This is a genomic window from Mycolicibacterium sp. Y3 (assembly GCF_051188035.1).
Taxonomy (GTDB): Bacteria; Actinomycetota; Actinomycetes; order Mycobacteriales; family Mycobacteriaceae; genus Mycobacterium; species Mycobacterium fluoranthenivorans.
Window position 1 is genome coordinate 3903576 of record NZ_JAVQLT010000001.1, and the last position, 25250, is coordinate 3928825.

The following is a 25250-nucleotide window of genomic DNA, read 5'->3' on the forward strand; positions in this document are numbered from 1 at the left end:
CCCAGATCAATCGTGGGCCAGCGACCGGTCGATCAAGGCCCCGACGGCCGGCCCCAGGGCCTGGGAGTATTCCTTCGTCAGATGGCTCGCGTCGTAGAACACCATGGTGTTGCCGACCACGGGAGGGCAGCGGTCGCCGGAGCAGAACAAGTCGACGGTGTTCGCGTAGTCTCCCCCGTTGCCGCGGACCATCGAGGATTCGGCCTCGATACCTGCGTTGTTGGTGGCACGCCACGGGACCTCGCAGGCCTTCGCGTCCTCCAGGTGCGCCGACAGGCAGTTGGTTGCCACGGACGAGAGCTTCGGCTCGGGCCCCAGCACCAGCACCTTCGAGCCGTAACTGCGGAGCTCGTGCACCAGGTCGCCCAATCCGTCGATCCAGGCCGGGTTGAACGGGTCGAATCCGGGTTTACCCCACACCGCGGTGCCGTCCGCGCCGTAGCTTCGCACCGCGGACACGACCACCAGTTGCGGAGGGTCGGCGCGCAGCCTGGCCATGATTCCGGAACGCCACTGCGCACAGCGTTGCAACCCCTCCGACATCTCGTTGAGGTGATCCGTCAGCGGCAGGTCGACAATCGGACAGGAGGCCTTCGCCATCAGAAGCATCCGCCAGTTCCGGTCATCGACCGCCCGCCGGAATGCCGGGTTCCACATCGCGGCGTGGGAGTCGCCGATCAGGGCGATCGTCGTCTCCGACGACCGGTTTCCGCTGAGGCACTCGGGCTGGCTGCCGTCGAACGGCAGCGAGCGCAGGCACCCGTTGGCGACGATCGACTTGACCTCGGCGGCGGTGCCGGTGAGCGGCGGACTCAGATTCGACGGCACGGCGGTCATCCCCACCGAGGCGGTGACCTGCTCGTTCACTTGGGCGAACACGTTGCGCACCGCGGTGTCGTACACCTGCAACGGCAGGCCGGGCGGCGTCGGCTCCGCGGCGATGACCAGCGGCCGCGCGGCCGGTCCGGGACCGACCGGCGCGGGTGCCCCCACCAAGGTGATCGCTCCCGCAGCCACCGCTATGGCGGTGACCGCGGCGCCCAGGACGAGGCTGTTGCGCGGAGAGCCGCGGAAGCGCGCGGAGAACCGCAGCGGATTCTCGATGAACTTCCACGTCAGCACGGCCAGAACTGCCGAGAAGGCCATCGCGGCCAGTCTCATGACCAGACCCACCGGGTGCCCGAGCAGCGCCGGGATCAGCACCAGCACCGGCCAGTGCCACAGATACCACGAATACGAGATACGGCCGATCGAGCGCATCGGGGCCAGCCCCAGCAGGCGACCGCAGCCCCGCTCGGCGTTCGCGCACCCGGCGCCGATGACCAGCGCCGTGCCCAGGGTGGGAAGGAGCGCCAGCACACCGGGATAGTCGGAGGAGGAGCCTTTCACCCAGACGCAGGCGAACAACAGTGTCCCCAGTCCGGCCCAGCCGATCACCGCGGCCGGCACGCGCCCGAGTCGCTGCCAGTGCACCACGGTCAGCGCCACCAGTCCGCCGGTGGCCAATTGCCAGGCGCGGGTGGGCAGCGACAGATAGGCGGCCGGCGGCATGATGTAGGTCAGCACCAGCGATATCGCGAACGACATCACCGCGACCAGGGCGAGCACCGTGACGTACGGGCCCGGTGCGGGCGTGGACGCGTCGCGGCCACCGCGCCGTCGTACCCGTCGCAGGAACCAGGCCGTCGCGATGATCAGTACCGGCCACACCAGGTAGAACTGCTCCTCCACGCCCAGCGACCAGTAGTGCTGAAACGGTGTCGGGGTGGTCAGGCTGTCTTTGCCGAAGTAGTTGACCCCCGAGAAGATGAACCAGTAGTTGCTCACATAGAGCGCGCTGGTGATGGCATCGACGGCGACGGTCTTCACCTGCAGGGGCGACAGGATGAACGCCGACGCGGCGATGGTGACGACGCCCACCAAGGCGGAGGCCGGCAGCAGCCGGCGAGCGCGGGCACCCCAGAATCGGCGCAGGCTGACCCTGCCCGACGTGCCGACCTCGCGCCACAGCATCCCGGAGATCAGGAATCCCGAGATGACGAAGAAGACGTCGACCCCGACGAAGCCGCCCCGGAATCCGGGGATGCCCGCATGGAACAGGACGACGGCCAGCACGGCAACGGCGCGCAGTCCCTCGATGTCGGGACGGAAACCACTCGGCACCTTGGTACCGATCTGCGGCGCCAGGCGTGGCGTTGCCGTGTCCCGAGCAGGCGCGGCCACCGACCGGCCGAAGTCCTTCGGTTCGACGACCACCCGGGTTCCTCTCCGGCCGATCCTGCTCCGACCGCCTTCGGGCCGGAACCGCTACCGGGCAGGCCGGGGCGTGGTCGGATGTTAAGCCGAGCCGGTGTGCCGCGGCATGACAAAAGTGGCAAATAATTGGTTTGTTGTATCTTCAGCGGACAGCGCGTGTCATCCGGTCGGCGGACAAATTGACGTCACCGACAATGCGCACGCCGAGACGGCGCCGCCACCACCACCGACCGATCGCGCGAAAATGCCGAATCGTGGTGTCGTTCAACGTGATTGTTTCGACAACGTGAACACCTGCCGCGCCGGCCCCGTACGCGCCCCTGGCCGGCACCGGCCGCTCGGACCGCATTCCCCACCCCATCCGTGTCGGGCACCACGCCGCGCAAGACGGTGCGCTACGCGCTCATCGAGCGCCAGCAAACAACGGTTCGGATCCGGTGGAGGACCTGCGGGACCGGGGTCCGTCAGACGGTGAAGCCGAGCGCCCGCAGTTGCTCGCGGCCGTCGTCGGTGATCTTGTCCGGGCCCCACGGCGGGTTCCACACCCAGTTCAGCTTGATGTCGTTGACCAGTCCGGCGCCGATCAGTGCGGTGCGGGTCTGATCCTCGATCACGTCGGTGAGCGGACAGGCCGCAGAGGTCAGCGTCATGTCGATGAGCGCGACCTTGCCGGTCTCCCCCTCTTCCAGGTTCAGCCCGTAGACCAGGCCGAGGTCCACGACGTTGATACCCAGCTCGGGGTCGACCACATCGCGCATGGCCTCCTCGACGTCGGCCAGCAACAGCTCTTCGCTCTGGGCTTCACTCATCGTTTGTCCTCCACCTCATCGAATGCCAGAGCGTCAACCCCTGGCCTGGCCTCCGCCAGCGCCGCCTTGAAAGCCATCCAGCCCAGCAGGGCGCATTTCACCCGGGCCGGGTACTTGGACACGCCCGCGAACGCGATACCGTCGCCGAGCACATCCTCATCGCCCTCGATATTGCCGCGGGACGAGATCATCTCGGTGAACGCGGCGACCGTCTTGAGGGCGTCGCCGACGGTCTGGCCGATCACCTGATCCGTGAGCACCGACGTCGCGGCCTGGCTGATCGAACAGCCCTGGCCGTCGTAGGAGATGTCCTCGACGGTCTCGCCGTCCTGCGACAGCGCCACCCGCAGGGTCACCTCGTCACCGCACGTCGGGTTGACGTGGTGGACCTGCGCACCGAACGGCTCACGCAGCCCACGATGGTGCGGGTGCTTGTAGTGGTCCAGGATCACTTCCTGGTACATCTGCTCGAGCCTCACCCGAAGAACTCCACCGCCCGTTTGACGCCCGCCACCAGCCGATCGACCTCGTCGTGGGTGTTGTACACCGCGAACGAGGCCCGCGCGGTGGCGGCGATGCCGAACCGCCGGTGCAGCGGCCAGGCGCAGTGGTGTCCGACGCGGACGGCCACACCCTCGTCGTCGAGCACCTGCCCGACATCGTGGGCATGCACACCGTCGACGACGAAGCTCACCGGCGAACCCCGGTGTTCCAGGGTGGCCGGCCCGATGATGCGCACCCCTGCGATGGTGGCCAGACCCTCGAGCGCCGCGGCGACCAGTTCGTTCTCGTGCGCGGCCACCGCGGACATCCCCAGCGCGCCGAGATACCGTGCGGCGGCGGCCAATCCGACGACCTGCGAGGTCATCGGCGTGCCGGCCTCGAACCGCTGCGGGGCCGGGGCATAGGTGGTGGCCGCCATCGTGACGGTCTCGATCATGGAACCGCCGGTGAGAAACGGGGGCATGGCGCCGAGCAGCTCACGCCGGCCGTAGAGGACACCGATACCGGTGGGCCCCAGCATCTTGTGCCCGGAAAACGCCGCGTAGTCGACGTCGAGCGCGTGGAAGTCCACCGGCTGGTGTGGCACGGACTGGCAGGCGTCCAGCACGGTCAGCGCACCGACGGCCCTGGCCCGCGAGACCAGCTCGGCAACCGGGGCCACGGCGCCCGTCACGTTCGAATGATGGCTGAAGGCCACCACTTTGACCCGCTCGTCGAGTTCCAGCGAGTCCAGGTCGATACGTCCGTCATCGGTGACCCCGTACCAGCGCAGGGTCGCCCCGGTGCGCTGGGCCAGCTCCTGCCACGGGATCAGGTTGGCGTGGTGTTCCAGCTCGGTGGTGACGATGACATCGCCCGGACCGACGGCGTTCTCGAACCGGCGATCACCCAGCGCGTAGGACACCAGGTTGATCGACTCGGTGGCGTTCTTGGTGAACACCAGCTCGTCATCGTCGGCGCCGACGAACGCCGCGATATCGGCGCGGCCCTGCTCGTAGGCGTCGGTCGACTCCTCCATCAGCTGATGCGCACCGCGGTGCACCGCACCGTTCGAGGTGGTCAGGAACTCGCGTTCGGCGTCGAGCACCTGCAACGGCTTCTGCGAGGTGGCGCCGGAATCCAGATAGGCCAACTGGTTTCCGCCGCGCATCACCCGGCTCAGGATCGGAAAGTCAGATCTGATCCTGGTCACATCCAGATCGACTGACGCGGTCATCGCTAAGCTCCGGCGTGTGCCTGATCGGAGGCCGCAGTGAAGCGCTCGTAACCGTTCTCTTCGAGCTCGTCGGCCAGTTCCGGACCGCCCGAGGTGACGATGCGCCCGTCGAAGAACACGTGCACGAACTGCGGCTGGATGTAGCGCAGGATGCGGGTGTAGTGCGTGATCAGCAGCACGCCGCCGTGCTCGGTCTCCTTGTAGCGGTTCACGCCCTCGCTGACGATGCGCAGCGCATCGACGTCCAGGCCGGAATCGGTCTCGTCGAGGATGGCGATCTTGGGCTTGAGCAGGCCGAGCTGCAGGATCTCGTGGCGCTTCTTCTCGCCGCCGGAGAAACCTTCGTTGACGCTGCGCTCGCCGAACGCGGGGTCGATGTCGAGGTCGGTCATCGCGGCCTTGACCTCTTTGACCCAGTGCCGCAGCTTGGGTGCCTCACCGCGCACGGCGGTGGCCGCAGTGCGCAGGAAGTTCGACATCGACACGCCGGGCACCTCGACCGGGTACTGCATGGCCAGGAACAGCCCGGCCCGCGCACGCTCGTCGATGGACATCTCCAACACATCCTGGCCGTCCAGGGTGATCGACCCCGACGTGACGGTGTACTTGGGGTGGCCGGCGATGGCGTAGGACAGCGTCGACTTGCCGGATCCGTTGGGGCCCATCACCGCATGTGTCTCGCCCGAGCTCACGGTGAGGTTGACACCCTTGAGGATCGGGATGTCCGTCCCGTCCTCCTTGGAGACGACGCTGACGTGCAGGTCCTTGATTTCCAGTGTGGTCATGAGTGGATATGTCCTTCGGTCAGTTCAAGTTCGTGTTCGATGGCGGCGGTGAGACGGTCGCGGACGGCGGGCACCGAGATCTTGCCGATGAGTTCGCCGAAGAAACCGCGCACCACCAGCCGGCGGGCCTGGTCTTCCGGGATACCGCGGGCGCGCAGATAGAACAGCTGCTCGTCGTCGAAACGTCCGGTGGCACTGGCGTGTCCGGCGCCGACGATCTCGCCGGTCTCGATCTCCAGGTTGGGCACCGAGTCGGCGCGGGCGCCGTCGGTGAGCACCAGATTGCGGTTCACCTCGTAGGTGTCGGTACCGGTGGCCTCGGCACGGATCAGCACATCGCCGATCCAGACGGTGTGGGTGTCGGGCCGGTCGGAGGACGGATCCCCCTGCAGCGCACCCTTGTACGTCACGTGCGAGCGACAGTTGGGCTGGGAGTGGTCGACCAGCAGCCGGGACTCCAGGTGCTGGCCGTCGTCGGCGAAGTACAGGCCCAGCAGTTCGGCGTCGCCGCCCGGGCCGCGGTACTGCACCCGTCCGGTCAGGCGAGCCACCTCGGCGCCGAGGGTGACGGCGAAATGCCGGAACACCGCGTCCTTGCCGAGGGAGGCGTGATGCATGCTGACGTGCACGGCGTCGTCGGCCCAGTCGGCGATGGACACCACCTTGAGGTGGGCGGCGTCACCGAGCACGAATTCGACGTTGTCGGCGTAGGTTCCGCTGCCGCGATGATCGATGACCACCACCGCTTCGCCGAGTTCTTCCACCCGGATCTGCAGATGGCCGTATGCGGTGGCGCCCTCGCCGGGCCCGGTCACCGTGATCTCGATCGGCTCGTCGACGTGCGCGTTGCGCCCGACCGTCACGACGGTGGCGTTACCGAAACCCGAGAACGCCTGTGCGGCAACGCGGTCGGCGGGCACGCCACCCTGGCCGAGCCGCTCGTCGCCGCGCTGCACCGTCTCGACGGTGACGCCGGGACGTTCGGACACCTCGATCAGCGCGCTGCCGGTGGCCTTCCCGTCCACCCCGGCGGTGCCGTTGTGCAGGCCGCGCAGCCGCTTGAGCGGGGTGAACCGCCAGATCTCGTCACGGCCGGCGGGCACCTCGAAGGCGTCGACATCGAACGAGGTGAACGCCTGTCCCTTGTTGGCGTCGGCCAACGCGATTGTGGGCTCGGTCATCCCACCGCGCCTTCCATCTGCAGCTCGATGAGCCGGTTCAATTCCAGGGCGTACTCCATCGGCAGTTCCTTGGCGATGGGCTCGACGAAGCCGCGCACCACCATGGCCATCGCCTCGTCCTCGGTCATGCCGCGGCTCATCAGGTAGAACAGCTGATCCTCGCTGACTTTCGACACGGTGGCCTCGTGACCCATCGTGACATCGTCCTCGCGGATGTCGACATACGGATACGTGTCCGAGCGGCTGATCGAATCAACCAGCAGCGCATCGCATTTCACCGATGAGCGCGACCCGTGCGCTCCCTTGTTGACCTGAACCAGGCCCCGGTAGGACGCGCGGCCACCGCCGCGGGCGACCGACTTGGACACGATGTTGGACGACGTGTTGGGCGCCAGATGCAGCATCTTGGCGCCGGTGTCCTGGTGCTGTCCCGGGCCGGCGAACGCCACCGAGAGCACTTCGCCCTTGGCGTGTTCACCGGTCATCCAGACCGCCGGGTACTTCATGGTGACCTTGGAGCCGATGTTGCCGTCGACCCACTCCATGGTGGCGCCGGCCTCGGCCCGGGCCCGCTTGGTGACCAGGTTGTAGACGTTGTTCGACCAGTTCTGGATGGTGGTGTAGCGGCAGCGGCCACCCGGCTTGACGATGATCTCGACGACGGCGCTGTGCAGCGAGTCGCTCTTGTAGATCGGCGCGGTGCAGCCCTCGACGTAGTGCACGTAGGCGTCCTCGTCGACGATGATCAGCGTCCGCTCGAACTGGCCCATGTTCTCGGTGTTGATCCGGAAGTAGGCCTGCAGCGGGATGTCGACGTGCACGCCCTTGGGCACGTAGATGAACGATCCACCGGACCACACCGCGGTGTTCAGCGCGGAGAACTTGTTGTCACCGGCCGGGATCACGGTGCCGAAGTACTGCTTGAACAGCTCCGGGTGCTGCTTCAGCGCGGTGTCGGTGTCCAGGAAGATGACGCCCTGGGCCTCCAGATCCTCACGGATCGAGTGGTAGACCACCTCGGACTCGTACTGCGCGGCGACACCGGAGACCAGGCGCTGCTTCTCCGCTTCGGGGATGCCGAGCCGGTCGTAGGTGTTCTTGATGTCGGCGGGCAGGTCATCCCACGTCGCGGCCTGCTTCTCGCTGGAGCGCACGAAGTACTTGATGTTGTCGAAGAAGATGCCCTCGAGATCGGAGCCCCAGTTCGGCATGGGCTTCTTCTCGAAGGTGCGCAGCGCCTTCAGCCGCATCTCGAGCATCCACTCGGGCTCGCTCTTCTTGGCCGAGATGTCGCGGACGACAGCCTCGGACAGTCCGCGCTGGGCGCTGGCACCGGCGGCGTCGGAGTCCGACCAGCCGTAGCCGTAAGTACCCAGGGAGGCAATGGTCTCCTCCTGAGTCAGCTGTTCCGGGGTGAGGGTCATCGCGACACTCCTTGTGTGGTGGTGGATTCGGCGCGGGCTGCGGGCCGAACTGGTGCGGGCTTGTCAGGCCCCAACGGAACGTGGGTGGTACAGGCGCAGTCACCGTTGACGATGGTGGCCAGCCGCTGAACATGGGTGCCGAGGATCTCGGCGAACGCCTGCCGCTCGGCATCGCAGAGTTCCGGGAACTCCTCGGCGACATGTGAGACCGGGCAATGATGCTGGCATATCTGCACACCCGACAGCGGCCCGGCCACCGGTGTGGTGGTGGTCCGATAACCCGCCTTGGTGAGTGCGGAGGCCACCCGGTCGGCCGTTTCGGCCACATCGGCGGCGGCCGGCGCGTTGACCACGTCGGCCAGGATGCCGTCGATGCGCCGGCGGGCGAAGGTCTGCACCGCCTCGTCACCGCCGATCTCGCGCAGCTGCCGCATGGCGGCGGCGGCCAGGTCGTCGTAGGAGTGCGCCAGCTTGGCCCGTCCGGCAGCGGTGATGCGGTACCGCTTGGCGGGGCGGCCGCGACCGGTGTGCTGCCAGGCCTCTGCGGCACTGGCCTGCGCGTCCCCCGCGTCGATCAGCGCGTCGAGATGACGACGGACACCGGCGGCCGAGATACCCAGCCGTTCGCCGATATCGCCCGCGGTGACCGGACCTTCGAGCAGCAACTGCACGATGGCCGACCGGGTGTGACCTTCTGACAGACTTGCCAACCCGGTGGACGCAGGTGCAGCCGCAACGGCGCCGCCTACCTCCGGGTTTAATTTCACAACACTATTGTGACGGAATTCGACCTGCGGTTCCAGCAAGGGCACCCTAACTGTGCAAAGGCTCACCGGGCCACCGTCTACGCTGCTGGGATGACCGCGCTCGGGTCCTTCAGCTCGGCGGTCGCCCGATGGCATGCCGACGAGAGAACGGTCGGTTCCCCGCTCAACGACGCCGAGGTCGCCTCGCTCCGTCGTACCAGGGTATTCGGCGCGACCGGCACCGTACTCATGGCGATCGGCGCCCTCGGTGCCGGTGCCCGCCCCGTCGTACAGGACCCGACGTTCGGGGTGCGTCTGCTCAATCTGCCCTCCCGCATCCAGACCGTCTCGTTGACCATGACCACCACCGGCGCGGTGATGATGACGCTGGCCTGGCTGATGCTGGGACGCTTCGCACTGGGACCGCACCGGATGTCGCGCAGCCAGCTGGACCGCACCCTGCTGCTGTGGGCCCTGCCGCTGCTCATCGCCCCACCGATGTACAGCCGGGACGTCTACTCCTACCTCGCGCAGAGCCAGATCGCCCGCATCGGGCTGGACCCGTACAAGGTCGGCCCCGCCCCGGGCCTCGGGCTGGACCACGTATTCACCCTGTCGGTGCCCACCATCTGGCGCGAGACCCCGGCGCCCTACGGTCCGCTGTTCTTGTGGATCGGGCGCGGAATCTCGACCGTGACCGGCGAGAACATCGTCGCCGCGGTGCTGTGCCACCGGCTGGTGGTGCTGCTCGGCGTCGGCCTGATCGTCTGGGCCACCCCCCGGCTGGCCCGGCGCTGCGGTGTCACCGAGGTCGGCGCCCTGTGGCTGGGACCGTGCAACCCGCTGTTGTTCATGCACCTGGTCGCCGGTATCCACAACGAAGCACCGATGCTGGGGCTGATGCTCGCCGGCACCGAATTCGCCCTGCGCGGTATCGACGGGGTGCGCGACGGCAGCTGGCGGTTGGCGCCGCGACCACTGGGCATGCTGATCTTCGGCACCGTGCTCATCGCGTTGTCCTCCCAGGTGAAACTGCCCTCACTGCTGGCCATCGGCTTCGTCGCGATGGCACTGGCGTGGCGGTGGGGCGGCACCGTCAAGTCCTTCCTGGCCGCCGCCTTCTCCCTCGGCGCCCTCTCGCTGCTCGTGATGGCCGTGATCGGCTGGGCCAGCGGCCTGGGCTTCGGCTGGTTGTCCACCCTGGGCACCGCCAACGTGGTGCGGTCGTGGATGTCACCGCCGACGCTGATCGCCCTGGGCACCGGACAGGTCGGCATCCTGCTCGGACTGGGCGACCACACCACCGCGGTGCTGGGGCTCACCCGTGGCATCGGTGTGATCATCATCGGAATCCTGGTGACGTGGCTCCTGCTCGCCGTGTTCCGTGGCCGGCTGCATCCCGTGGGCGGCCTCGGCGTGGCGCTCGGCGCCACCGTGCTGCTCTTCCCGGTGGTGCAGCCGTGGTACCTGCTGTGGGCCATCATCCCGCTGGCCACCTGGGCCACCCGGCCGGGATTCCGCGGGTCCACCATCGCGATCACGTTGGTGGTGGGCATCTTCGGCCCGACGGCCAACGGGGATCGCTTCGCCCTGTTCCAGATCGTGGACGCCGTCCTGGCCAGCGCCGTCATCGTGGTGCTGCTCATCGCGCTGACCTGGCGGCGTCTGCCGTGGCGGGTAACGCCCGACGACGGAGTCCTCAGGGCGGGCGCTTACGCTGAATCCCCGTGACCACCGGATTGCCCGTGCCCGTGCGCCTGCGCGGGGTGACCAAACGGTTTGGGTCGACGACCGCGGTTTCCGGGCTCGACCTCGACGTCCAGCGCGCAGAGGTGCTGGCCCTGCTGGGACCCAACGGCGCGGGAAAGACCACGACCGTGGAAATGTGCGAGGGCTTTCTGCGCCCCGACGAGGGCAGTATCGAGATCCTCGGCCTGGACCCGGCCGCCGAGAACAGCCGGGTGCGCGAACGCATCGGGGTGATGCTGCAGGGCGGCGGCGGCTATCCGGCCGCGCGGGCCGGCGAGATGCTCAACCTGGTCGCCTCCTACGCCGCCAACCCGCTGGACCCGCGGTGGCTGATGGACACCCTCGGACTCACCGAGGCCGCCCGCACCACCTACCGCAGGCTCTCCGGCGGCCAGCAACAGCGCCTCGCGCTGGCCTGCGCCGTGGTCGGCCGCCCCGAGCTGGTCTTCCTCGACGAACCCACCGCCGGGATGGACGCGCACGCCCGGATCGTGGTGTGGGAGTTGATCGACGCGCTGCGCCGCGACGGGGTGACCGTGGTGCTGACCACCCACCACCTGTCCGAGGCCGAGGAACTGGCCGACAGGTTGGTCATCATCGATCACGGCACCACGGTGGCCGCGGGCACGCCCGCCGAACTGACCCGCAACGGCGCCGAGAACCAGCTGCGGTTCAGCGCGCCGCCGAAACTGGATCTGTCGCTGCTGGTGGCGGCGCTGCCCGAGACGTACCGCAGCTCCGAAACCGCGCCCGGCGAGTATCTGGTGGAGGGCCATATCGATCCGCAGGTGCTGGCCACCGTGACCGCGTGGTGCGCCCGGGTCAACGTATTGACCACCGATATGCGCGTCGAACAACGCAGCCTGGAGGACGTGTTCCTCGATCTGACCGGCCGGGAGCTGAGGTCATGACCGATAACCGGTTCGCCGCGGGCACTTTCACACCGGACCCGCGGCCGGCGGGTGTGCGCCAGATGCTGACGGCGCAGTACGGGCTGGAGCTGAAGTTGCTGTTGCGCAATGGCGAACAGCTGCTGCTGACCATGTTCATCCCCATCACGCTGCTGGTCGGGCTGACCCTGATGCCGCTGGGCTCGTTCGGCCCGGACCGGGCTGGGACGTTCGCGCCCGCCATCATGGCACTGGCCGTCATCTCGACCGCGTTCACCGGCCAGGCCATCGCGGTGGCCTTCGACCGCCGGTACGGCGCGTTGAAACGCCTTGGCGCGACGGCCCTTCCGGTGTGGGGCATCATCGCGGGCAAATCGCTGGCGGTCGTGACGGTGGTGTTCCTGCAGTCGATCCTGCTGGGCGCCATCGGTGTGGCACTGGGCTGGCGCCCGGCGGTGCCGGGACTGTTGCTCGGCGCCGTCGTCATCGCGCTGGGCACCGCGTCGTTCGCCGCGCTGGGCCTGCTGCTGGGCGGGACGTGCAAGGCCGAGATCGTGCTGGCCGTCGGCAATCTGATGTGGTTCGTCTTCGCCGGACTCGGCGCGCTGACCTTGGAGGGCGGGCTGGTACCGCACGCGGTGGCCTGGATCGCCCGCCTCACCCCCTCGGGTGCGCTCACCGAGGCGCTGGCCCAGGCGATGACCCTGTCGGTCGACTGGTTCGGCGTGATCGTGCTGGCGGTCTGGGGTGGCGTGGCCGCCCTGTGCGCGCTGCGCTGGTTCCGCTTCACCTGAGCCGCGCCGGGCCCTGACGTGACAACTCTGACGTGACAACGGTCGCCGGCGTCGACGCCTACCGCGGTGGCTGGGTCGGCGTGACGTTGCGCGACGGCGCCTACGCCGGCATCGTCGTCGCCGGCCGACTTGCCGACCTGGTCCGCGATATCGGCGATGCCGCGGCGATCGGGGTGGACATTCCGCTGGGGTTGATGGCCGCCGGGACGCGCGGCACCGATACCGCCGCCCGGGCCCTGCTCGGTCGCCGGCGTTCCACCGTGTTCGAGATCGCCCCCGGGCCGTGCTGGGAGCAGCCGGACCACGCCGCGGCCAGCGCCCTGAGCCGGCAGTTGATGGGCAAGGGCATGAGCATCCAGTCCTGGGGGTTGCGGGCCAAACTGCTCGACGCCAACACGGTGTACGACGAAGGCGCCGCACCACTGTGGGAGGTGCACCCGGAGTTGTCGTTCCAGCAGATGGGCCTGGGATTCGAGGACGGGACCAAGAAGTCCTGGCGTGGGCAGCGGGCGCGGCTGCGGGTGCTGGCCGACAACGGAATCGAGCTGCCGGAGGATCTCGGCGCGGCAGCGCATGTGCCGGCCGACGACGTGCTGGACGCCGCGGCGGCATCGTGGAGCGCCGCCCGGATCGCCGCGGGCCGGGCGTACAGCGTGCCCGACCCGCCGCAGGTCGACGAGCGTGGCCGGCGGATCGCGATCTGGTGCTGACCAGCCCCTACTACGGCGTGTAGTTAGCGCTGCTCTACGATCAGGCCGTGGCACTCCGACGGTGGTTTCTCAGAGTCGTCGACCTGCTGCCCGTGCCCGGTCTGCGTACGCAGCGGCTGATCGCCTTCCTGGTGATCCTCACCCAGGGCGGCATCTCGGTGACCGGGGCGATCGTCCGGGTCACCGCGTCGGGGCTGGGCTGCCCCACCTGGCCGCAGTGTTTCCCCGGCAGCTTCGTCCCGGTTCCGCACGCCGAGGTCGCGGTGGTGCACCAGGCGGTCGAGTTCACCAACCGGATGTTCACCTTCGGCGTGGTGGCGACCGCGGCGCTGGCGGTGCTGGCCGTCACCCGGGCCCGGCGCCGGCGTGAGGTGCTGGTGTACGCCTGGCTGATGCCGGCCTCGACCGTCGCGCAGGCCGTGATGGGCGGCATCACCGTGCTCACCGGCCTGCTCTGGTGGACCGTGGCGATCCACCTGCTGGCATCGATGATCATGGTGTGGCTGGCGGTGCTGCTCTACGTCAAGATCGGCGAGCCCGATACCGGCGGGGTCACCGAGCAGGTCGTGCAGCCGTTGCGCCAGCTGACTTTTCTGTCCGCCGTCGTACTGTCGCTGGTCCTGGTGACGGGCACGCTGGTGACCGGCGCGGGCCCGCACGCGGGTGACAAGAGCCTGGACCGGGTGGTGCCCCGCCTGCAGGTGGAGATCACCACCCTGGTGCATGTGCATTCGTCGCTGCTGGTGACCTACCTGGCGCTGCTGATCGGGCTGGGGTTCGGCCTGTTGGCGGTGCGGGCACCGCGGGTGGTGCGCACCCGGTGGGTCGTCCTGGTGGTACTGGTCGCCGTCCAGGGCATGATCGGCGCCGTGCAGTTCTACACGGGTGTGCCCGCGGCGCTGGTCGCCGTGCACGTGGCATTCGCGGCGGCGTGCACCGCGGCCACCGCGGCGCTATGGGCTTCCATGCGACATACCACGATGCGACAGGGGCCCGAGACCCAGCCGCTCCAGGGCTGATTCGACCCCCAGCGCGAAATCCCGTTCGGCCCGCGCCTTCTCCTCGGCGGTCAACTGCCGGAACCCCAGTGACGGCTCGACCAGTTCCAGTTCCAGCAGCCGCGGATCGTCGGCGCCGAGGATGTCGACACGGGCGTAGAGCAGGTCCGTGCGCGCGATCCCGAATCGGCGGGCCACCGACACCACAGCGGCGTGCCCGACATCCCAGAGTTCCTCGTCGGGGTCGGCCGGGGACAGCGTCTCCGCCGCGAAGGTGCCGGTCTCCTCGAAGACCGGCGCACCGCCCGGCGGCGGCAGCAGCGGGCCCTTGGTGAACGCGTGCGACGGTTCGCCGTTCAGAAACACCAGCGCGGTCTCCCCCGCGGCCACCCGCGGGTCGTAGGGCTGAACCAGCACGGCCCGGCCCTGCGCCTGCAGCGCCGCCGCGTGCGCCCGCGCCGCCGGCACGTCGGCGAACCGCTGGGCCCCGGCCGAGCCGGCGCCGACCGCGGGTTTCACCACCACCTCACCGGCGGGCACGGCCACCGGGTCGTGCACACCGAAGTAGCGGGTGGGCACGATCGGCACGCCGTCGGCGTGCAGGTCCAGCAGGTAGTGCTTGTCGGTGCTCCACGCCACCAACTCGGGCGGGTTGAGCAGATGCCGCACCCGCCGGGTCCACGTCAGGAACTCGTCGAGGCGGTCTGCGTAATCCCATGTGGCGCGCAGGATCACGAGATCGGCCTGCAGCGTGGCCGGGTCGTCCCAGGATTTCCACTGCACGTGCAGACCCCGGTTACGCAGGGCCGCGACCAGCCCGTCGTCGTCACTGTCGCCTTCCGGCAGGGCCGGGCAGCTCGCGAACACGAGGCGCGGATGGAACACGTCGGGGCGGGCCAGCTTCACCAGAGGATGATAGGCGTCATGCATGCCATCGAAGTCGCCCAGACCGGAGGGCCCGAGGTCCTCACCTACGTCGAGAAGCCCGAACCGATTGCGGGGCCGGGTCAGGTCCTGATCAAGGCCGAGGCCATCGGTGTCAACTTCATCGACACCTACTTCAGGTCCGGGCTCTACAAGCGGGACGTCCCGTTCGTGGTGGGAACCGAGGTGTGCGGCACGGTGGCGGCCGTCGGTGACGATGTCGCGGCCCTGGCCGTCGGTGACCGCGTCGTGACCGCCGACGCCGACGGCGCCTACGCCGAATTCTGCGTCGCCCAGAGCGACCGGGTGGCCTATGTGCCCGACGGCGTGGCGCCCGAGTCGGTGGCCTCGGCCCTGCTGAAAGGGATGACGGCGCACTACCTGATCAAGTCCGTCTATCCGGTACAGCCCAACGACACGATCCTGGTACACGCCGGCGCGGGCGGGGTGGGGCTGATCCTCACCCAATGGGCGACCAGTATCGGCACCCGGGTGATCACCACGGCATCCACTCCGGAGAAGGCCGCGCTGTCCAGGCAGGCCGGCGCGGTGGAGGTGCTCGACTATCCCGACGATCCCACCGAGTTCGGCACCGCGATCCGCGATCTCACCAACGGGGCGGGCGTCGCCGCGGTATACGACGGGGTGGGAGCCACCACCTTCGACGCCAGCCTGGCCAGCCTCGCGGTGCGTGGCACCCTGGCGCTGTTCGGCGCCGCCAGCGGTCCGGTGCCGCCGGTGGATCCGCAGCGGCTCAACGCGGCCGGATCGGTGTTCCTGACCCGGCCCAAACTGGGCGACTTCACCCGCACACCCGATGAATTCTCTTGGCGGGCAGGTGAACTGCTCAGCGCCATCGCCGACGGGTCGATCGCCGTGACGGTCAGCGAGCGTTATCCGCTGGCCGAAGCCGCCCGCGCCCATATCGACCTGCAGGGCCGCAAGACGGTCGGGTCGATCGTGCTGGTGCCCTGAATCGATCGGTTCACCCCCGCGCCGCGGTCCGTTCACCCGTGGGTGGTACCAACCTCACGTGATCGACACCCTCGATATCGCGCTGCGGATCGCCGCAGGGGCCGGCCTCGGCGCGGCCATCGGCCTGGAACGGCAGTGGCGTTCGAAGATGGCGGGCCTGCGGACCAATGCACTGGTCAGCCTGGGTTCGGCGCTGTTCGTCCTGATGGGCGCCTACGCGTTCGGAGCCGGTGATCCGACCCGGGTGGCCGCGCAGGTGGCCTCCGGAATCGGGTTTCTCGGCGCCGGCGTGATCATCAAACAGGGTGCGAGCATTTCCGGGCTGAACACCGCCGCGACCTTGTGGGCATCGGCAGCGGTGGGCACGCTGGTCGGCGCGGGGATGTACGGCGCGGCCGGAATCGGGACCGCGGCGGTCATCGCCGCCAACGTCCTGTTGCGTCCGGTCAGCCGGGCCCTGGACCGGCATCGCGCACTGGGCACCGAACCCGGCCCCACCGAGTACCGCTTCGAGGTGCGCTGTCAGGTCGAAGCCGAAGGAGAGGTGCGCGCCCTGGTGGTCGGGGCGATCACCCAACCGCACTTCACCATCCAGTCCATCTCCGCGGTCGACGTCGACTCAGAGAGGGGCGGTGGCGAGGTGCGGATCACCGCGATCGTGGTCGCCGAAGAACGCGATGACCATGCCATCGAGACCGCGCTGGCCAATGTCATCACCGCGGGGCCCGTCACTGCCGTGCGCTGGTCGGCCGAGGATCTCAGCGGCGTCGACTGACGAGGTCAGACCGGCTGCGCCGGCGGAAACGTCCAGGACCCGTTCAGGATCTCGGCCCGCGGACGGTACAGGCGCACGATGTAGTTCCAGCCCTCGGTGATCGGCAGCAGATTGGCCGCACCCGCACCGCCGAACTGGACGGTCGTCGCGCCGTCGGCATCCGGCACTGCTGTGATGTTGTTCACCGAATACGCGTTCTGCGGGTTCGGCTCGAAATAGCCGTCCTTGTTGTACACCGTGATGGACCAGAAACCATCCACCGGAACATCTTTCACCACCAGCCGGTGCACCGTCGCACCGTCGTTGGCCGGCGGCACCACGGTGAGATAGAGCGCGTCGCGCTCCGGGTTGCCGCCCCAGGCGAAGGCCGAACCGATCAGGTGACGCACCGGATCGACCTCGTCCGCGGCGCCGAAGGTCCGGGCCGAGTCGGTCAATGTCGTCGACAGCGTGATCAGCGCATCACGCACCGTCTTCTGGCTGACGGGATCCCAATCCGGGATCTCGAAGCTGCCCGGCTCCGGCTGGGTCACCTCGATGGCGTCCTGCAGGGCGTGCACGGCGGTCAGGTCGGCCGGATCGTTCGGGTCGATCAGGGTGCGGACGGCAGCCAGCACATACCGGGTGCCGACGATGTCGCGGGACAAGATCACCGTGGCCGGCGCGTAGGCCACTTCGACGGTGTAGTGGTCCTCGTTGATGATCTGCACCGACATGAACCGACCGGCACTGTCGGGCAGGGTGAGCGTGACGTCTCCCGCGTCCAGGTCGAAAATGCCCGCCGAGTACAGGGTGTCGCGATTCTGCCGGATGACCACCTGGTGGTCCATCGGCGTCAGCTCGCGGAAATGCAGGAGCTCGCCGAACCCGCCGCTCTTGGCGATACCGGAGAAGTAGACATCTGATTCGGCGCGCGCGAAATTGTCCGGGCTGACCAGTCGGCTCATACCGACAAATCTAGCCGCCCAGCACCCTCGGCAGAGCCAGGGCGGAGTCGATGGCCAGCGCGCAGAACACCACGGCCAGATAGTTGTTCGACTGCAGGAACAACCGCAGCGGCTTCACCGGTTCGCCGCGCTTCACCCCGGCGTAGAGCTGGTGCGCCATCACCAGGAACCAGACCCCGGCCAGCAGTGCCACCGCCGCGTACAACCAGCCGGTGGCCAGGGTCAGCGCCAGCGTGGTGAGCACCGTCGCCCAGGTGTAGATCACGATCTGGCGGGTGACCTGCTGCTCGGTGGCCACCGCGGGCAACATCGGCACCCCGGCGGCCTTGTAGTCGTCCTTGTACCGCATGGCCAGCGCCCAGGTGTGCGGGGGCGTCCAGAAGAAGATGATCAAGAACATCACCAGAGCGGGCCATTGCACCGTCCCGGTGACCGCCGACCAACCGATCATCACCGGCATACATCCGGCCGCGCCGCCCCACACCACGTTCTGGGAGGTGCGCCGCTTGAGCAGCAGCGTGTAGACGAACACGTAGAACGCGATCGTCACCAATCCGAGCACGCCCGAGAGCAGGTTGGTGGTCCACCACAACCAGGCGAACGAGCCGGCCGAGAGCACCAGCCCGAAGATCAGCGCATGCCGGGTGGGCACCGACGCACGGGCCAGCGGCCGCAGCGCCGTGCGCTTCATGACCTTGTCGATATCGGCGTCGGCAACACAGTTCAGGGTGTTGGCGCCGGCCGCGGCCATCATGCCGCCGATCAAGGTGTTCAGGATCAGCAACGGGTCAACCGTGCCACGGTCGGCCAACAGCATGGCCGGAATCGCCGTGACCAGCAACAGCTCGATCACGCGCGGTTTGGTCAGCGCCAGATATGCCAGAAACGTCGTACGGATCCGACTGGGCGCTTCGCTAGCTGACCGGCGCTCGCGAATGCTCACGCAAATAACTCCTCGGGCAGCGTCACGCGGGCTTGTACTACAGACGATGGTAGACCGCGGGTCTGTGAGCCCGACACCGCAGGGTCAATTCGGGTGAACAGACAAGTAAACGTGCGCCAACCGGTCTGCCACGGACGAGTCCGTCCCACTAGGGTGTTTTAGAGGAAAGAAGAGCTGATCTCGCAGACGCTAGGAGCACGCGTAGTGACCACCACCGAGGAGATTTCCGCCCTCACCCGCCCCAACCACCCGGACGACTGGACGGACCTCGACTCGGTCGCCGTCGACACCGTGCGCGTTCTGGCGGCTGACGCGGTGCAGAAGGTCGGCAACGGCCATCCTGGCACCGCGATGAGCCTGGCCCCGCTGGCCTACACCCTGTTCCAGCGCCAACTCCGGCACGACCCCAGCGATGTGCACTGGTTGGGCCGCGACCGGTTCATCCTGTCGTGCGGACACTCCAGCCTGACGCTGTATCTGCAGCTGTACTTGGGCGGCTTCGGCCTGGAACTGGAGGACATCGAGGCGCTGCGCACCTGGAAGTCCAAGACCCCCGGACACCCGGAGTTCCGCCACACCAAGGGTGTGGAGATCACCACCGGCCCGCTGGGCCAGGGGCTGGCCAGCTCGGTCGGCATGGCGATGGCCGCCCGCTACGAACGCGGCCTGTTCGACCCCGACGCCGCGCCGGGCACCAGCCCGTTCGACCACTTCATCTATGTGATCGCCTCCGACGGCGATATCGAAGAAGGCGTCACCAGCGAGGCCTCCTCGTTGGCGGGCACCCAGCAGTTGGGGAACCTGATCGTCTTCTACGACAAGAACCACATCTCCATCGAGCACGACACCGATATCGCGCTGAGCGAGGACGTCGCGGCCCGCTACCGCGCGTACGGGTGGCATGTCCAGGAGGTCGAGGGCGGCGAGAACGTCACCGGCATAGAAGAAGCGGTGGCCGCCGCGAAAAAGGTCACCGACAAGCCGTCGTTCATCTCGGTGCGCACCATCATCGGCTACCCCGCCCCCACCAAGATGAACACCGGTGGCGTGCACGGTTCGGCACTCGGCGCCGACGAGGTGGCCGCCACCAAGAAGGTGCTGGGCTTCGACCCGGACAAGACCTTCGAGGTGCGCCCGGAGGTCATCGAGCACACCCGCAAGCTGGTCGACCGCGGCCGGGAAGCCCACGAGAAGTGGCAGGTCGGTTTCGACGCCTGGGCGCAGCGTGAGCCCGAGCGCAAGAAGCTGCTTGACCGGCTGCTGGCCAACGAACTGCCCGAGGGCTGGGACGCCGACCTGACCTACTGGGAGCCCGGCTCCAAGGCCGTCGCCACCCGCGCCGCATTCGGCAAGGTGCTCAACGACGTCGCCCCCAAGCTCCCCGAATTATGGGGTGGCTCAGCCGATCTCGCAGGTTCCAACAACACCACGATCAACGGGGTGAAGTCGTTCGGGCCGCCGTCGATCTCGACGTCGGACTACACCGCGGACCCCTACGGCCGGGTGCTGCACTTCGGTATCCGTGAGCACGCGATGGGCTCGATCCTGTCCGGCATCGTGCTGCACGGGCCGACCCGCGCCTTCGGCGGCACGTTCCTGCAGTTCTCGGACTACATGCGGCCCGCGGTGCGGCTGGCGTCCCTGATGGATATCGACACCATCTACATCTGGACGCACGACTCCATCGGTCTCGGTGAGGACGGCCCCACCCATCAGCCGATCGAGCACCTGGCCGCCCTGCGCGCCATCCCGAATCTGTCGGTGGTGCGCCCCGGCGACCCGAACGAGACCGCCTACGCGTGGCGCAGCATCATCGCCCGCGGCAACGGCAGCGGCCCGGTGGGTTTCATCCTGACCCGACAGGGCATCCCAGTGTTGGAAGGCACCGACTCCGACGGTGTGGCCAGGGGTGGCTATGTGTTGGGCGGTGGCAACCCCGCCGACGATGCCGACGTGCTCCTGATCGCGACGGGTTCGGAGTTGCAGCTCGCGGTGGAGGCGCAGAAACAGTTGGCAGCCAAGGACATCGTCGCCTACGTGGTGTCGATGCCGTGCGTGGAATGGTTCGAGTCGCAGCCCAAGGAGTACCGCGATTCGGTGCTCCCACCGGACGTGTCGGCACGTGTCGCGGTGGAGGCGGGGATCGCCCAGCCATGGCACAAGCTCGTCGGCGACACCGGCGAGATCATCTCGATCGAACACTACGGCGAGTCCGCAGACGACAAGACGCTGTTCCGTGAGTTCGGCTTCACCGCAGAGGCCGTCGTCGCCGCCGCGGAACGCTCGTTGGACAACTGACCGCACCGCGGTCGCCCGACAACAATCCAGAAAAGAGCGAAATCATGACTCAGAACCCGAATCTCGCGGCGCTGAGCGCCGCAGGCGTCTCCGTGTGGCTCGACGACCTGTCCCGCGAGCGACTGCAGACCGGCAACCTGCAGCAGCTGATCGACACCCGCAGCGTTGTGGGCGTCACCACCAACCCGTCGATCTTCCAGGCCGCGCTGTCCAAGGGCACCGCCTACGACGCGCAGGTCAAAGAACTCGCCGAGCGTGGCGCCGATGTGGATGCCACCATCCGCACCGTGACCACCGATGACGTGCGCAACGCCTGCGACGTGCTGGCCAAGGCCTACGAGGCCTCCGGCGGCGTCGACGGCCGTGTCTCGATCGAGGTCGACCCGCGGCTCGCGCACGACACCGACAAGACGATCCTGCAGGCCATCGAACTGTGGAAGATCGTCGACCGGCCCAACCTGCTGATCAAGATCCCCGCGACGTTGGCCGGCCTGCCCGCGATCACCGCGGTGATCGCCGAGGGCATCTCGGTCAACGTCACCTTGATCTTCTCGGTGGAGCGCCACCGGGCGGTCATCGACGCGTATCTGGCCGGCCTGGAGGCCGCCGCCGAAGCGGGCCATGACCTGTCCAAGATCCACTCGGTGGCCTCGTTCTTCGTGTCGCGGGTGGACACCGAGATCGACGCCCGGCTGGAGAAGATCGGCACCGAGGAGGCGCTGGCACTGCGCGGACAGGCCGGGGTGGCCAACGCCCGGTTGGCGTACGCCGCCTACGAAGAGGTGTTCGGCGGCGAGCGGTTCGCCGCGCTCAAGGAATCCGGTGCGCGGGTGCAGCGTCCGCTATGGGCGTCGACCGGCGTGAAGAACCCGGATTACTCCGACACCCTCTACGTCACCGAGCTGGTGGCCGCCAACACCGTCAACACCATGCCGGAGAAGACCCTGGAGGCCGTCGCCGATCACGGCGTCGTCACCGGGGACACCGTCTCGGGCACCGCTGCGGCGGCGCAGGAGGTCTTCGACAAGCTCTCGGCCATCGGCATCGACCTGGCCGACGTGTTCAAGGTGCTGGAGGACGAGGGCGTCGACAAGTTCGAGAAGGCCTGGGGCGAGTTGCTCGAGGCCACCCAGGGACAGCTGGACGCTGCGAAGAAATGACGGTGGCCACCGACACAGCTGCCGCATGGCGTAACCCGTTGCGGGACAAGCGCGACAAGCGCATGCCCCGCATCGCGGGGCCGTGTGCGGTGGTGATCTTCGGCGTCACGGGCGACCTGGCCCGCAAAAAGCTGATGCCGGCCATCTACGACCTGGCCAACCGCGGCCTGCTGCCACCCAGTTTCGCGCTGGTCGGGTTCGCCCGGCGCGACTGGGCGGACGAGGATTTCGGCAAGATCGTCTACGACGCGGTCAAACAACACGCCCGCACCCCGTTCCGTCAGGAGGTGTGGGACCGCCTCGCCGAAGGCTTCCGGTTCGTCCAGGGCACCTTCGATGACGAGGCCTCCTTCGAGCGGCTGAAGGACACCCTGCACCAACTCGACGTCGAACGCGGTACCAGCGGTAATCACGCCTTCTATCTGTCGATCCCACCGAAGGCGTTCCCCCAGGTCTGCGAGCAGCTGTCGAAGTCCGGGTTGGCCGACAAACCGGAGGGCAGTTGGAGCCGGGTCGTCATCGAGAAACCGTTCGGGCATGACCTCAAGAGCGCCGAGGAACTCAACGGCGTGGTCAACAGCGTGTTCCCGGAGTCGTCGGTGTTCCGCATCGACCACTACCTGGGCAAGGAGACCGTCCAGAACATCCTGGCGCTGCGTTTCGCGAATGAGTTGTTCGAACCGGTGTGGAATTCGCACTACGTCGACAGCGTGCAGATCACCATGGCCGAGGACATCGGCCTCGGTGGGCGCGGCGGGTACTACGACGGGGTCGGCGCGGCCCGTGACGTGATCCAGAACCACCTGCTGCAGTTGCTGGCGCTGACGGCGCTGGAGGAGCCGGTGAGCTTCTCCCCCGCCGAACTGCAGGCCGAGAAGATCAAGGTGCTCTCGGCGACCAAGTTGGTGGAACCGTTGGAGGAGACCACCTCCCGGGGGCAGTACGCCGCAGGCTGGCAGGGTGGCCAGAAGGTGGTCGGCCTGCTGGACGAGGAGGGTTTCTCGAAGACCTCCACCACCGAGACGTTCGCGGCCATCACGCTGGAGGTCGACACCCGGCGCTGGGCCGGTGTGCCCTTCTATCTGCGCACCGGAAAGCGGTTGGGCCGCAGGGTCACCGAGATCGCGCTGGTGTTCAAACGGGCACCGCATCTGCCGTTCGACAACACCATGACCGATGAGCTGGGCCAGAACGCCCTGGTGATCCGGGTCCAGCCCGACGAGGGCATCACCCTGCGGTTCGGGTCCAAGGTTCCCGGCCACCTGATGGAGGTCCGCGATGTCAGCATGGACTTCTCCTACGGTTCGGCCTTCGCCGAGGAGTCCCCGGAGGCCTACGAACGGCTGATCCTGGACGTGCTGCTGGGTGAGCCGTCGCTGTTCCCGGTGAATGCCGAGGTCGAATTGGCCTGGAAGATATTGGATCCCGCGCTGGAGTACTGGGCCACCCACGGCAAACCGGATCCGTACGAGTCCGGAACGTGGGGCCCCGATTCGGCGTTCGAGATGTTGCGCCGAACCGGGCGCGAATGGAGGCGTCCCTAGCGTGATACTGGATCTGCCGGACACCGATACCGGTGCCATCAACAAGAAGATCGTCGAACTGCGCGAAGAGGGTGGCGCGATCACCCTCGGCCGGGTGCTGACGCTGGTGGTCGCGCCCGACAGCGAATCGCTGCTGGAGGAGTCGATCGAGGCCGCCAACGCCGCCAGCCGCGAACACCCCTGCCGGGTCATCGTCGTCATCCCCGGCGACCGGCTGACCACCGAGGCCCGGCTGGACGCCCAGCTGCGAGTGGGCCGCGACGCCGGCGCCAACGAGGTTGTCGTGCTGCACCTTTCGGGTCCGCTGGCCAATCACGCCAGCAGCGTGGTGATGCCGTTCCTGCTGCCTGACACCCCCGTGGTGACCTGGTGGCCGGACCTGGCGCCGGCGAAACCCGCCGAGGATCCGCTGGGCAAGCTGGCGATCCGCCGGATCACCGATGCCACCAACGGCGCCGATCCGCTGGCCTGTATCAAGAGCCGGCTGGCCGGATACTCCCCGGGTGACACCGATCTGGCGTGGAGCCGCATCACCTACTGGCGGGCGCTGTTGGCCGCGACGCTGGATCAGGCGCCGTACGATCCCATCACCTCGGTGTTGGTGTCGGGGCTGAAGGACGAACCCGCCCTGGACATCCTGGCCGGCTGGCTGGCCGGCCGGCTGGACTGCCCGGTATCGCGCGCGGTCGGCGAGCTCAAGGTCGAACTGACCCGGGCGAGCGAGACCATCGTGCTGAGCCGCCCGCAGGAGGGCATCACCGCGACCCTGACCCGTACCGGGCGGCCGGACGCACAGATCCCGTTGGCCCGCAGGGAGACCCGCGACTGCCTGGCCGAGGATATGCGCCGGCTGGACGCCGATGAGATCTACTTCGAAGCACTTCAGGGAATCGACAAGGTGGACTATGTCTGAGCGCGTGATCGAGACCTACCTCGACCCGGACGAGCTGGCCGCGGCGGCCGGCGCCCGGCTGGTGGGCGCCATCACCTCGGCGATCGCCAACCGCGGCGAGGCCTCGATCGTGCTGACCGGCGGGACCGTCGGGATCAAGCTGCTGCGCCACGTCGTCGGGTTCGGCACCGATATCGACTGGTCCAAGGTGACGCTGTACTGGGGTGACGAACGCTTCGTGCCGGCCGCCGACGAGGACCGGAATTCCAAGCAGGCCCGCGAGGCGTTGCTGGAGAGCATCGACATCCCGTCGGCCAACGTGCATGCGATCGCCGCCAGCGACGGCGAATTCGGCGACGCCATCGAGGATGCGGCGGCCGCCTATGAGGCCCTGCTGCCCGCCGAATTCGACGTGCACCTGTTGGGCATGGGCGGTGAGGGACATATCAACTCGTTGTTCCCCCATACCGACGCGGTGCGCGAGACCACCCGCCTCGTGGTCGCGGTGACCGACTCCCCCAAGCCCCCACCGCGGCGGATCACCTTGACGCTGCCCGCCGTCGCCCGGGCCCGTGAGGTGTGGCTGGTGGTCGCGGGTGCCGAGAAGGCCGATGCCGTGGCCGCCGCTCTCGGCGGCGCGGCTGCCGTGGACGTCCCGGCCGCCGGCGCCATCGGTACGGAGAAGACCGTGTGGCTGCTCGATGCGGCGGCCGCCGCCAAGCTCTGAGCC

General features: G+C 68.0%; 23 protein-coding genes. 12 read left to right on the forward strand and 11 right to left on the reverse strand.

From position 1 onward, the window contains the following. Window positions 1–6: 6 nt before the first annotated feature. From QN239_RS18985 to QN239_RS19020, 8 genes are all read right to left on the reverse strand, one after another. Window positions 7–2256: an acyltransferase family protein gene (locus QN239_RS18985; protein WP_499012672.1), complete on the reverse strand. Its 2250-nt coding sequence runs from the start codon at window positions 2254–2256 to the stop codon at window positions 7–9. A gap of 464 nt (window positions 2257–2720) precedes the next feature. After that, the gene (locus QN239_RS18990) at window positions 2721–3065 is read right to left on the reverse strand and encodes a metal-sulfur cluster assembly factor (RefSeq protein WP_499012674.1); all 345 of its coding nucleotides are present in this window, start codon (window positions 3063–3065) and stop codon (window positions 2721–2723) included. After that, a complete protein-coding gene (sufU, locus tag QN239_RS18995) occupies window positions 3062–3544 on the reverse strand; it encodes a Fe-S cluster assembly sulfur transfer protein SufU (protein WP_499012676.1) in 483 nt (160 codons plus the stop codon). The genes QN239_RS18990 and sufU overlap by 4 nt, the downstream gene beginning before the upstream one ends. After that, window positions 3541–4785 carry a cysteine desulfurase gene (locus QN239_RS19000; RefSeq protein ID WP_499012678.1) on the reverse strand — a complete coding sequence of 415 codons (1245 nt, stop codon included), beginning with the start codon at window positions 4783–4785 and terminating at the stop codon, window positions 3541–3543. Before QN239_RS19000 ends, sufU begins: the two co-directional genes overlap by 4 nt. A 2-nt stretch (window positions 4786–4787) precedes the next feature. Beyond that, entirely contained in the window at window positions 4788–5570 is a 783-nt protein-coding gene (gene sufC / locus QN239_RS19005) for a Fe-S cluster assembly ATPase SufC (protein ID WP_499012679.1), read from the reverse strand. Then, window positions 5567–6751, reverse strand: coding sequence for a Fe-S cluster assembly protein SufD (sufD, locus tag QN239_RS19010; protein ID WP_499012681.1), 1185 nt, complete (start codon window positions 6749–6751; stop codon window positions 5567–5569). Before sufD ends, sufC begins: the two co-directional genes overlap by 4 nt. Further along, window positions 6748–8175 carry a Fe-S cluster assembly protein SufB gene (gene sufB / locus QN239_RS19015; RefSeq protein WP_090358018.1) on the reverse strand — a complete coding sequence of 476 codons (1428 nt, stop codon included), beginning with the start codon at window positions 8173–8175 and terminating at the stop codon, window positions 6748–6750. The genes sufD and sufB overlap by 4 nt, the downstream gene beginning before the upstream one ends. Then, complete coding sequence (locus QN239_RS19020; RefSeq protein ID WP_372517357.1) at window positions 8172–8942, reverse strand: helix-turn-helix transcriptional regulator; 771 nt, start codon at window positions 8940–8942, stop codon at window positions 8172–8174. Before QN239_RS19020 ends, sufB begins: the two co-directional genes overlap by 4 nt. Before the next feature lie 90 nt (window positions 8943–9032). Here QN239_RS19020 and mptB point away from each other — a divergent pair, with 90 nt between their 5' ends. From mptB to QN239_RS19045, 5 genes are read left to right on the forward strand one after another with little or no spacing between them, the layout of a single operon-like run. After that, complete coding sequence (gene mptB / locus QN239_RS19025) at window positions 9033–10652, forward strand: polyprenol phosphomannose-dependent alpha 1,6 mannosyltransferase MptB (protein WP_499012682.1); 1620 nt, start codon at window positions 9033–9035, stop codon at window positions 10650–10652. Continuing rightward, window positions 10649–11581 carry an ABC transporter ATP-binding protein gene (locus QN239_RS19030; protein WP_499012684.1) on the forward strand — a complete coding sequence of 311 codons (933 nt, stop codon included), beginning with the start codon at window positions 10649–10651 and terminating at the stop codon, window positions 11579–11581. Before mptB ends, QN239_RS19030 begins: the two co-directional genes overlap by 4 nt. Beyond that, a complete protein-coding gene (locus QN239_RS19035) occupies window positions 11578–12354 on the forward strand; it encodes an ABC transporter permease (RefSeq protein ID WP_499012685.1) in 777 nt (258 codons plus the stop codon). The genes QN239_RS19030 and QN239_RS19035 overlap by 4 nt, the downstream gene beginning before the upstream one ends. A 32-nt stretch (window positions 12355–12386) precedes the next feature. Beyond that, window positions 12387–13064, forward strand: coding sequence for a DUF429 domain-containing protein (locus tag QN239_RS19040; RefSeq protein ID WP_499012686.1), 678 nt, complete (start codon window positions 12387–12389; stop codon window positions 13062–13064). Window positions 13065–13111: 47 nt separating this feature from the next. Beyond that, window positions 13112–14083 carry a COX15/CtaA family protein gene (locus tag QN239_RS19045; RefSeq protein ID WP_499012687.1) on the forward strand — a complete coding sequence of 324 codons (972 nt, stop codon included), beginning with the start codon at window positions 13112–13114 and terminating at the stop codon, window positions 14081–14083. Here QN239_RS19045 and QN239_RS19050 read toward each other — a convergent pair. Continuing rightward, window positions 14018–14968 (reverse strand): ATP-grasp domain-containing protein, encoded by a 951-nt coding sequence (locus tag QN239_RS19050; RefSeq protein WP_499012689.1) that lies wholly within the window; start codon window positions 14966–14968, stop codon window positions 14018–14020. The genes QN239_RS19045 and QN239_RS19050 overlap by 66 nt on opposite strands. An 18-nt stretch (window positions 14969–14986) precedes the next feature. Between QN239_RS19050 and QN239_RS19055 the strand changes: the two genes are divergently transcribed. Next, window positions 14987–15961: a quinone oxidoreductase family protein gene (locus QN239_RS19055; RefSeq protein ID WP_499012690.1), complete on the forward strand. Its 975-nt coding sequence runs from the start codon at window positions 14987–14989 to the stop codon at window positions 15959–15961. A gap of 61 nt (window positions 15962–16022) precedes the next feature. After that, window positions 16023–16736: an MgtC/SapB family protein gene (locus tag QN239_RS19060; RefSeq protein WP_499016863.1), complete on the forward strand. Its 714-nt coding sequence runs from the start codon at window positions 16023–16025 to the stop codon at window positions 16734–16736. Between the two features lie 5 nt (window positions 16737–16741). Here QN239_RS19060 and QN239_RS19065 read toward each other — a convergent pair whose 3' ends face one another. Together QN239_RS19065 and QN239_RS19070 are read right to left on the reverse strand one after the other, a co-directional pair. Next, entirely contained in the window at window positions 16742–17683 is a 942-nt protein-coding gene (locus QN239_RS19065) for a DUF1254 domain-containing protein (protein WP_499012691.1), read from the reverse strand. Between the two features lie 10 nt (window positions 17684–17693). Then, a complete protein-coding gene (locus QN239_RS19070) occupies window positions 17694–18626 on the reverse strand; it encodes a heme o synthase (RefSeq protein WP_167159305.1) in 933 nt (310 codons plus the stop codon). A 204-nt stretch (window positions 18627–18830) separates the two neighbouring features. Between QN239_RS19070 and tkt the strand changes: the two genes are divergently transcribed. The 5 genes from tkt to pgl are packed head-to-tail and all read left to right on the forward strand — an operon-like array spanning window position 18831 to window position 25247. Beyond that, complete coding sequence (gene tkt, locus QN239_RS19075; protein ID WP_499012693.1) at window positions 18831–20924, forward strand: transketolase; 2094 nt, start codon at window positions 18831–18833, stop codon at window positions 20922–20924. Window positions 20925–20968: 44 nt separating this feature from the next. Beyond that, window positions 20969–22084, forward strand: a complete 1116-nt coding sequence (tal, locus tag QN239_RS19080) for a transaldolase (RefSeq protein ID WP_499012695.1) — start codon at window positions 20969–20971, stop codon at window positions 22082–22084. Next, complete coding sequence (gene zwf / locus QN239_RS19085) at window positions 22081–23628, forward strand: glucose-6-phosphate dehydrogenase (protein WP_499012697.1); 1548 nt, start codon at window positions 22081–22083, stop codon at window positions 23626–23628. Before tal ends, zwf begins: the two co-directional genes overlap by 4 nt. 1 nt (window position 23629) lies before the next feature. Then, window positions 23630–24541, forward strand: coding sequence for a glucose-6-phosphate dehydrogenase assembly protein OpcA (opcA, locus tag QN239_RS19090; RefSeq protein ID WP_499012699.1), 912 nt, complete (start codon window positions 23630–23632; stop codon window positions 24539–24541). Further along, window positions 24534–25247, forward strand: a complete 714-nt coding sequence (gene pgl, locus QN239_RS19095) for a 6-phosphogluconolactonase (RefSeq protein WP_499012700.1) — start codon at window positions 24534–24536, stop codon at window positions 25245–25247. Before opcA ends, pgl begins: the two co-directional genes overlap by 8 nt. Window positions 25248–25250: the final 3 nt, after the last annotated feature.

What these genes read in the sequence shown, in the direction of transcription:
- QN239_RS18990 (WP_499012674.1), bottom strand. Translation starts at nt 3,065, where the DNA reads ATGAGTGAAGCCCAGAGCGAAGAGCTGTTGCTGGCCGACGTCGAGGAG.
- QN239_RS19000 (WP_499012678.1), bottom strand. Translation starts at nt 4,785, where the DNA reads ATGACCGCGTCAGTCGATCTGGATGTGACCAGGATCAGATCTGACTTT.
- sufC (WP_499012679.1), bottom strand. Translation starts at nt 5,570, where the DNA reads ATGACCACACTGGAAATCAAGGACCTGCACGTCAGCGTCGTCTCCAAG.
- sufD (WP_499012681.1), bottom strand. Translation starts at nt 6,751, where the DNA reads ATGACCGAGCCCACAATCGCGTTGGCCGACGCCAACAAGGGACAGGCG.
- sufB (WP_090358018.1), bottom strand. Translation starts at nt 8,175, where the DNA reads ATGACCCTCACCCCGGAACAGCTGACTCAGGAGGAGACCATTGCCTCC.
- mptB (WP_499012682.1), top strand. Translation starts at nt 9,033, where the DNA reads ATGACCGCGCTCGGGTCCTTCAGCTCGGCGGTCGCCCGATGGCATGCC.
- QN239_RS19035 (WP_499012685.1), top strand. Translation starts at nt 11,578, where the DNA reads ATGACCGATAACCGGTTCGCCGCGGGCACTTTCACACCGGACCCGCGG.
- QN239_RS19055 (WP_499012690.1), top strand. Translation starts at nt 14,987, where the DNA reads ATGCATGCCATCGAAGTCGCCCAGACCGGAGGGCCCGAGGTCCTCACC.
- QN239_RS19065 (WP_499012691.1), bottom strand. Translation starts at nt 17,683, where the DNA reads ATGAGCCGACTGGTCAGCCCGGACAATTTCGCGCGCGCCGAATCAGAT.
- tal (WP_499012695.1), top strand. Translation starts at nt 20,969, where the DNA reads ATGACTCAGAACCCGAATCTCGCGGCGCTGAGCGCCGCAGGCGTCTCC.
- zwf (WP_499012697.1), top strand. Translation starts at nt 22,081, where the DNA reads ATGACGGTGGCCACCGACACAGCTGCCGCATGGCGTAACCCGTTGCGG.
- pgl (WP_499012700.1), top strand. Translation starts at nt 24,534, where the DNA reads ATGTCTGAGCGCGTGATCGAGACCTACCTCGACCCGGACGAGCTGGCC.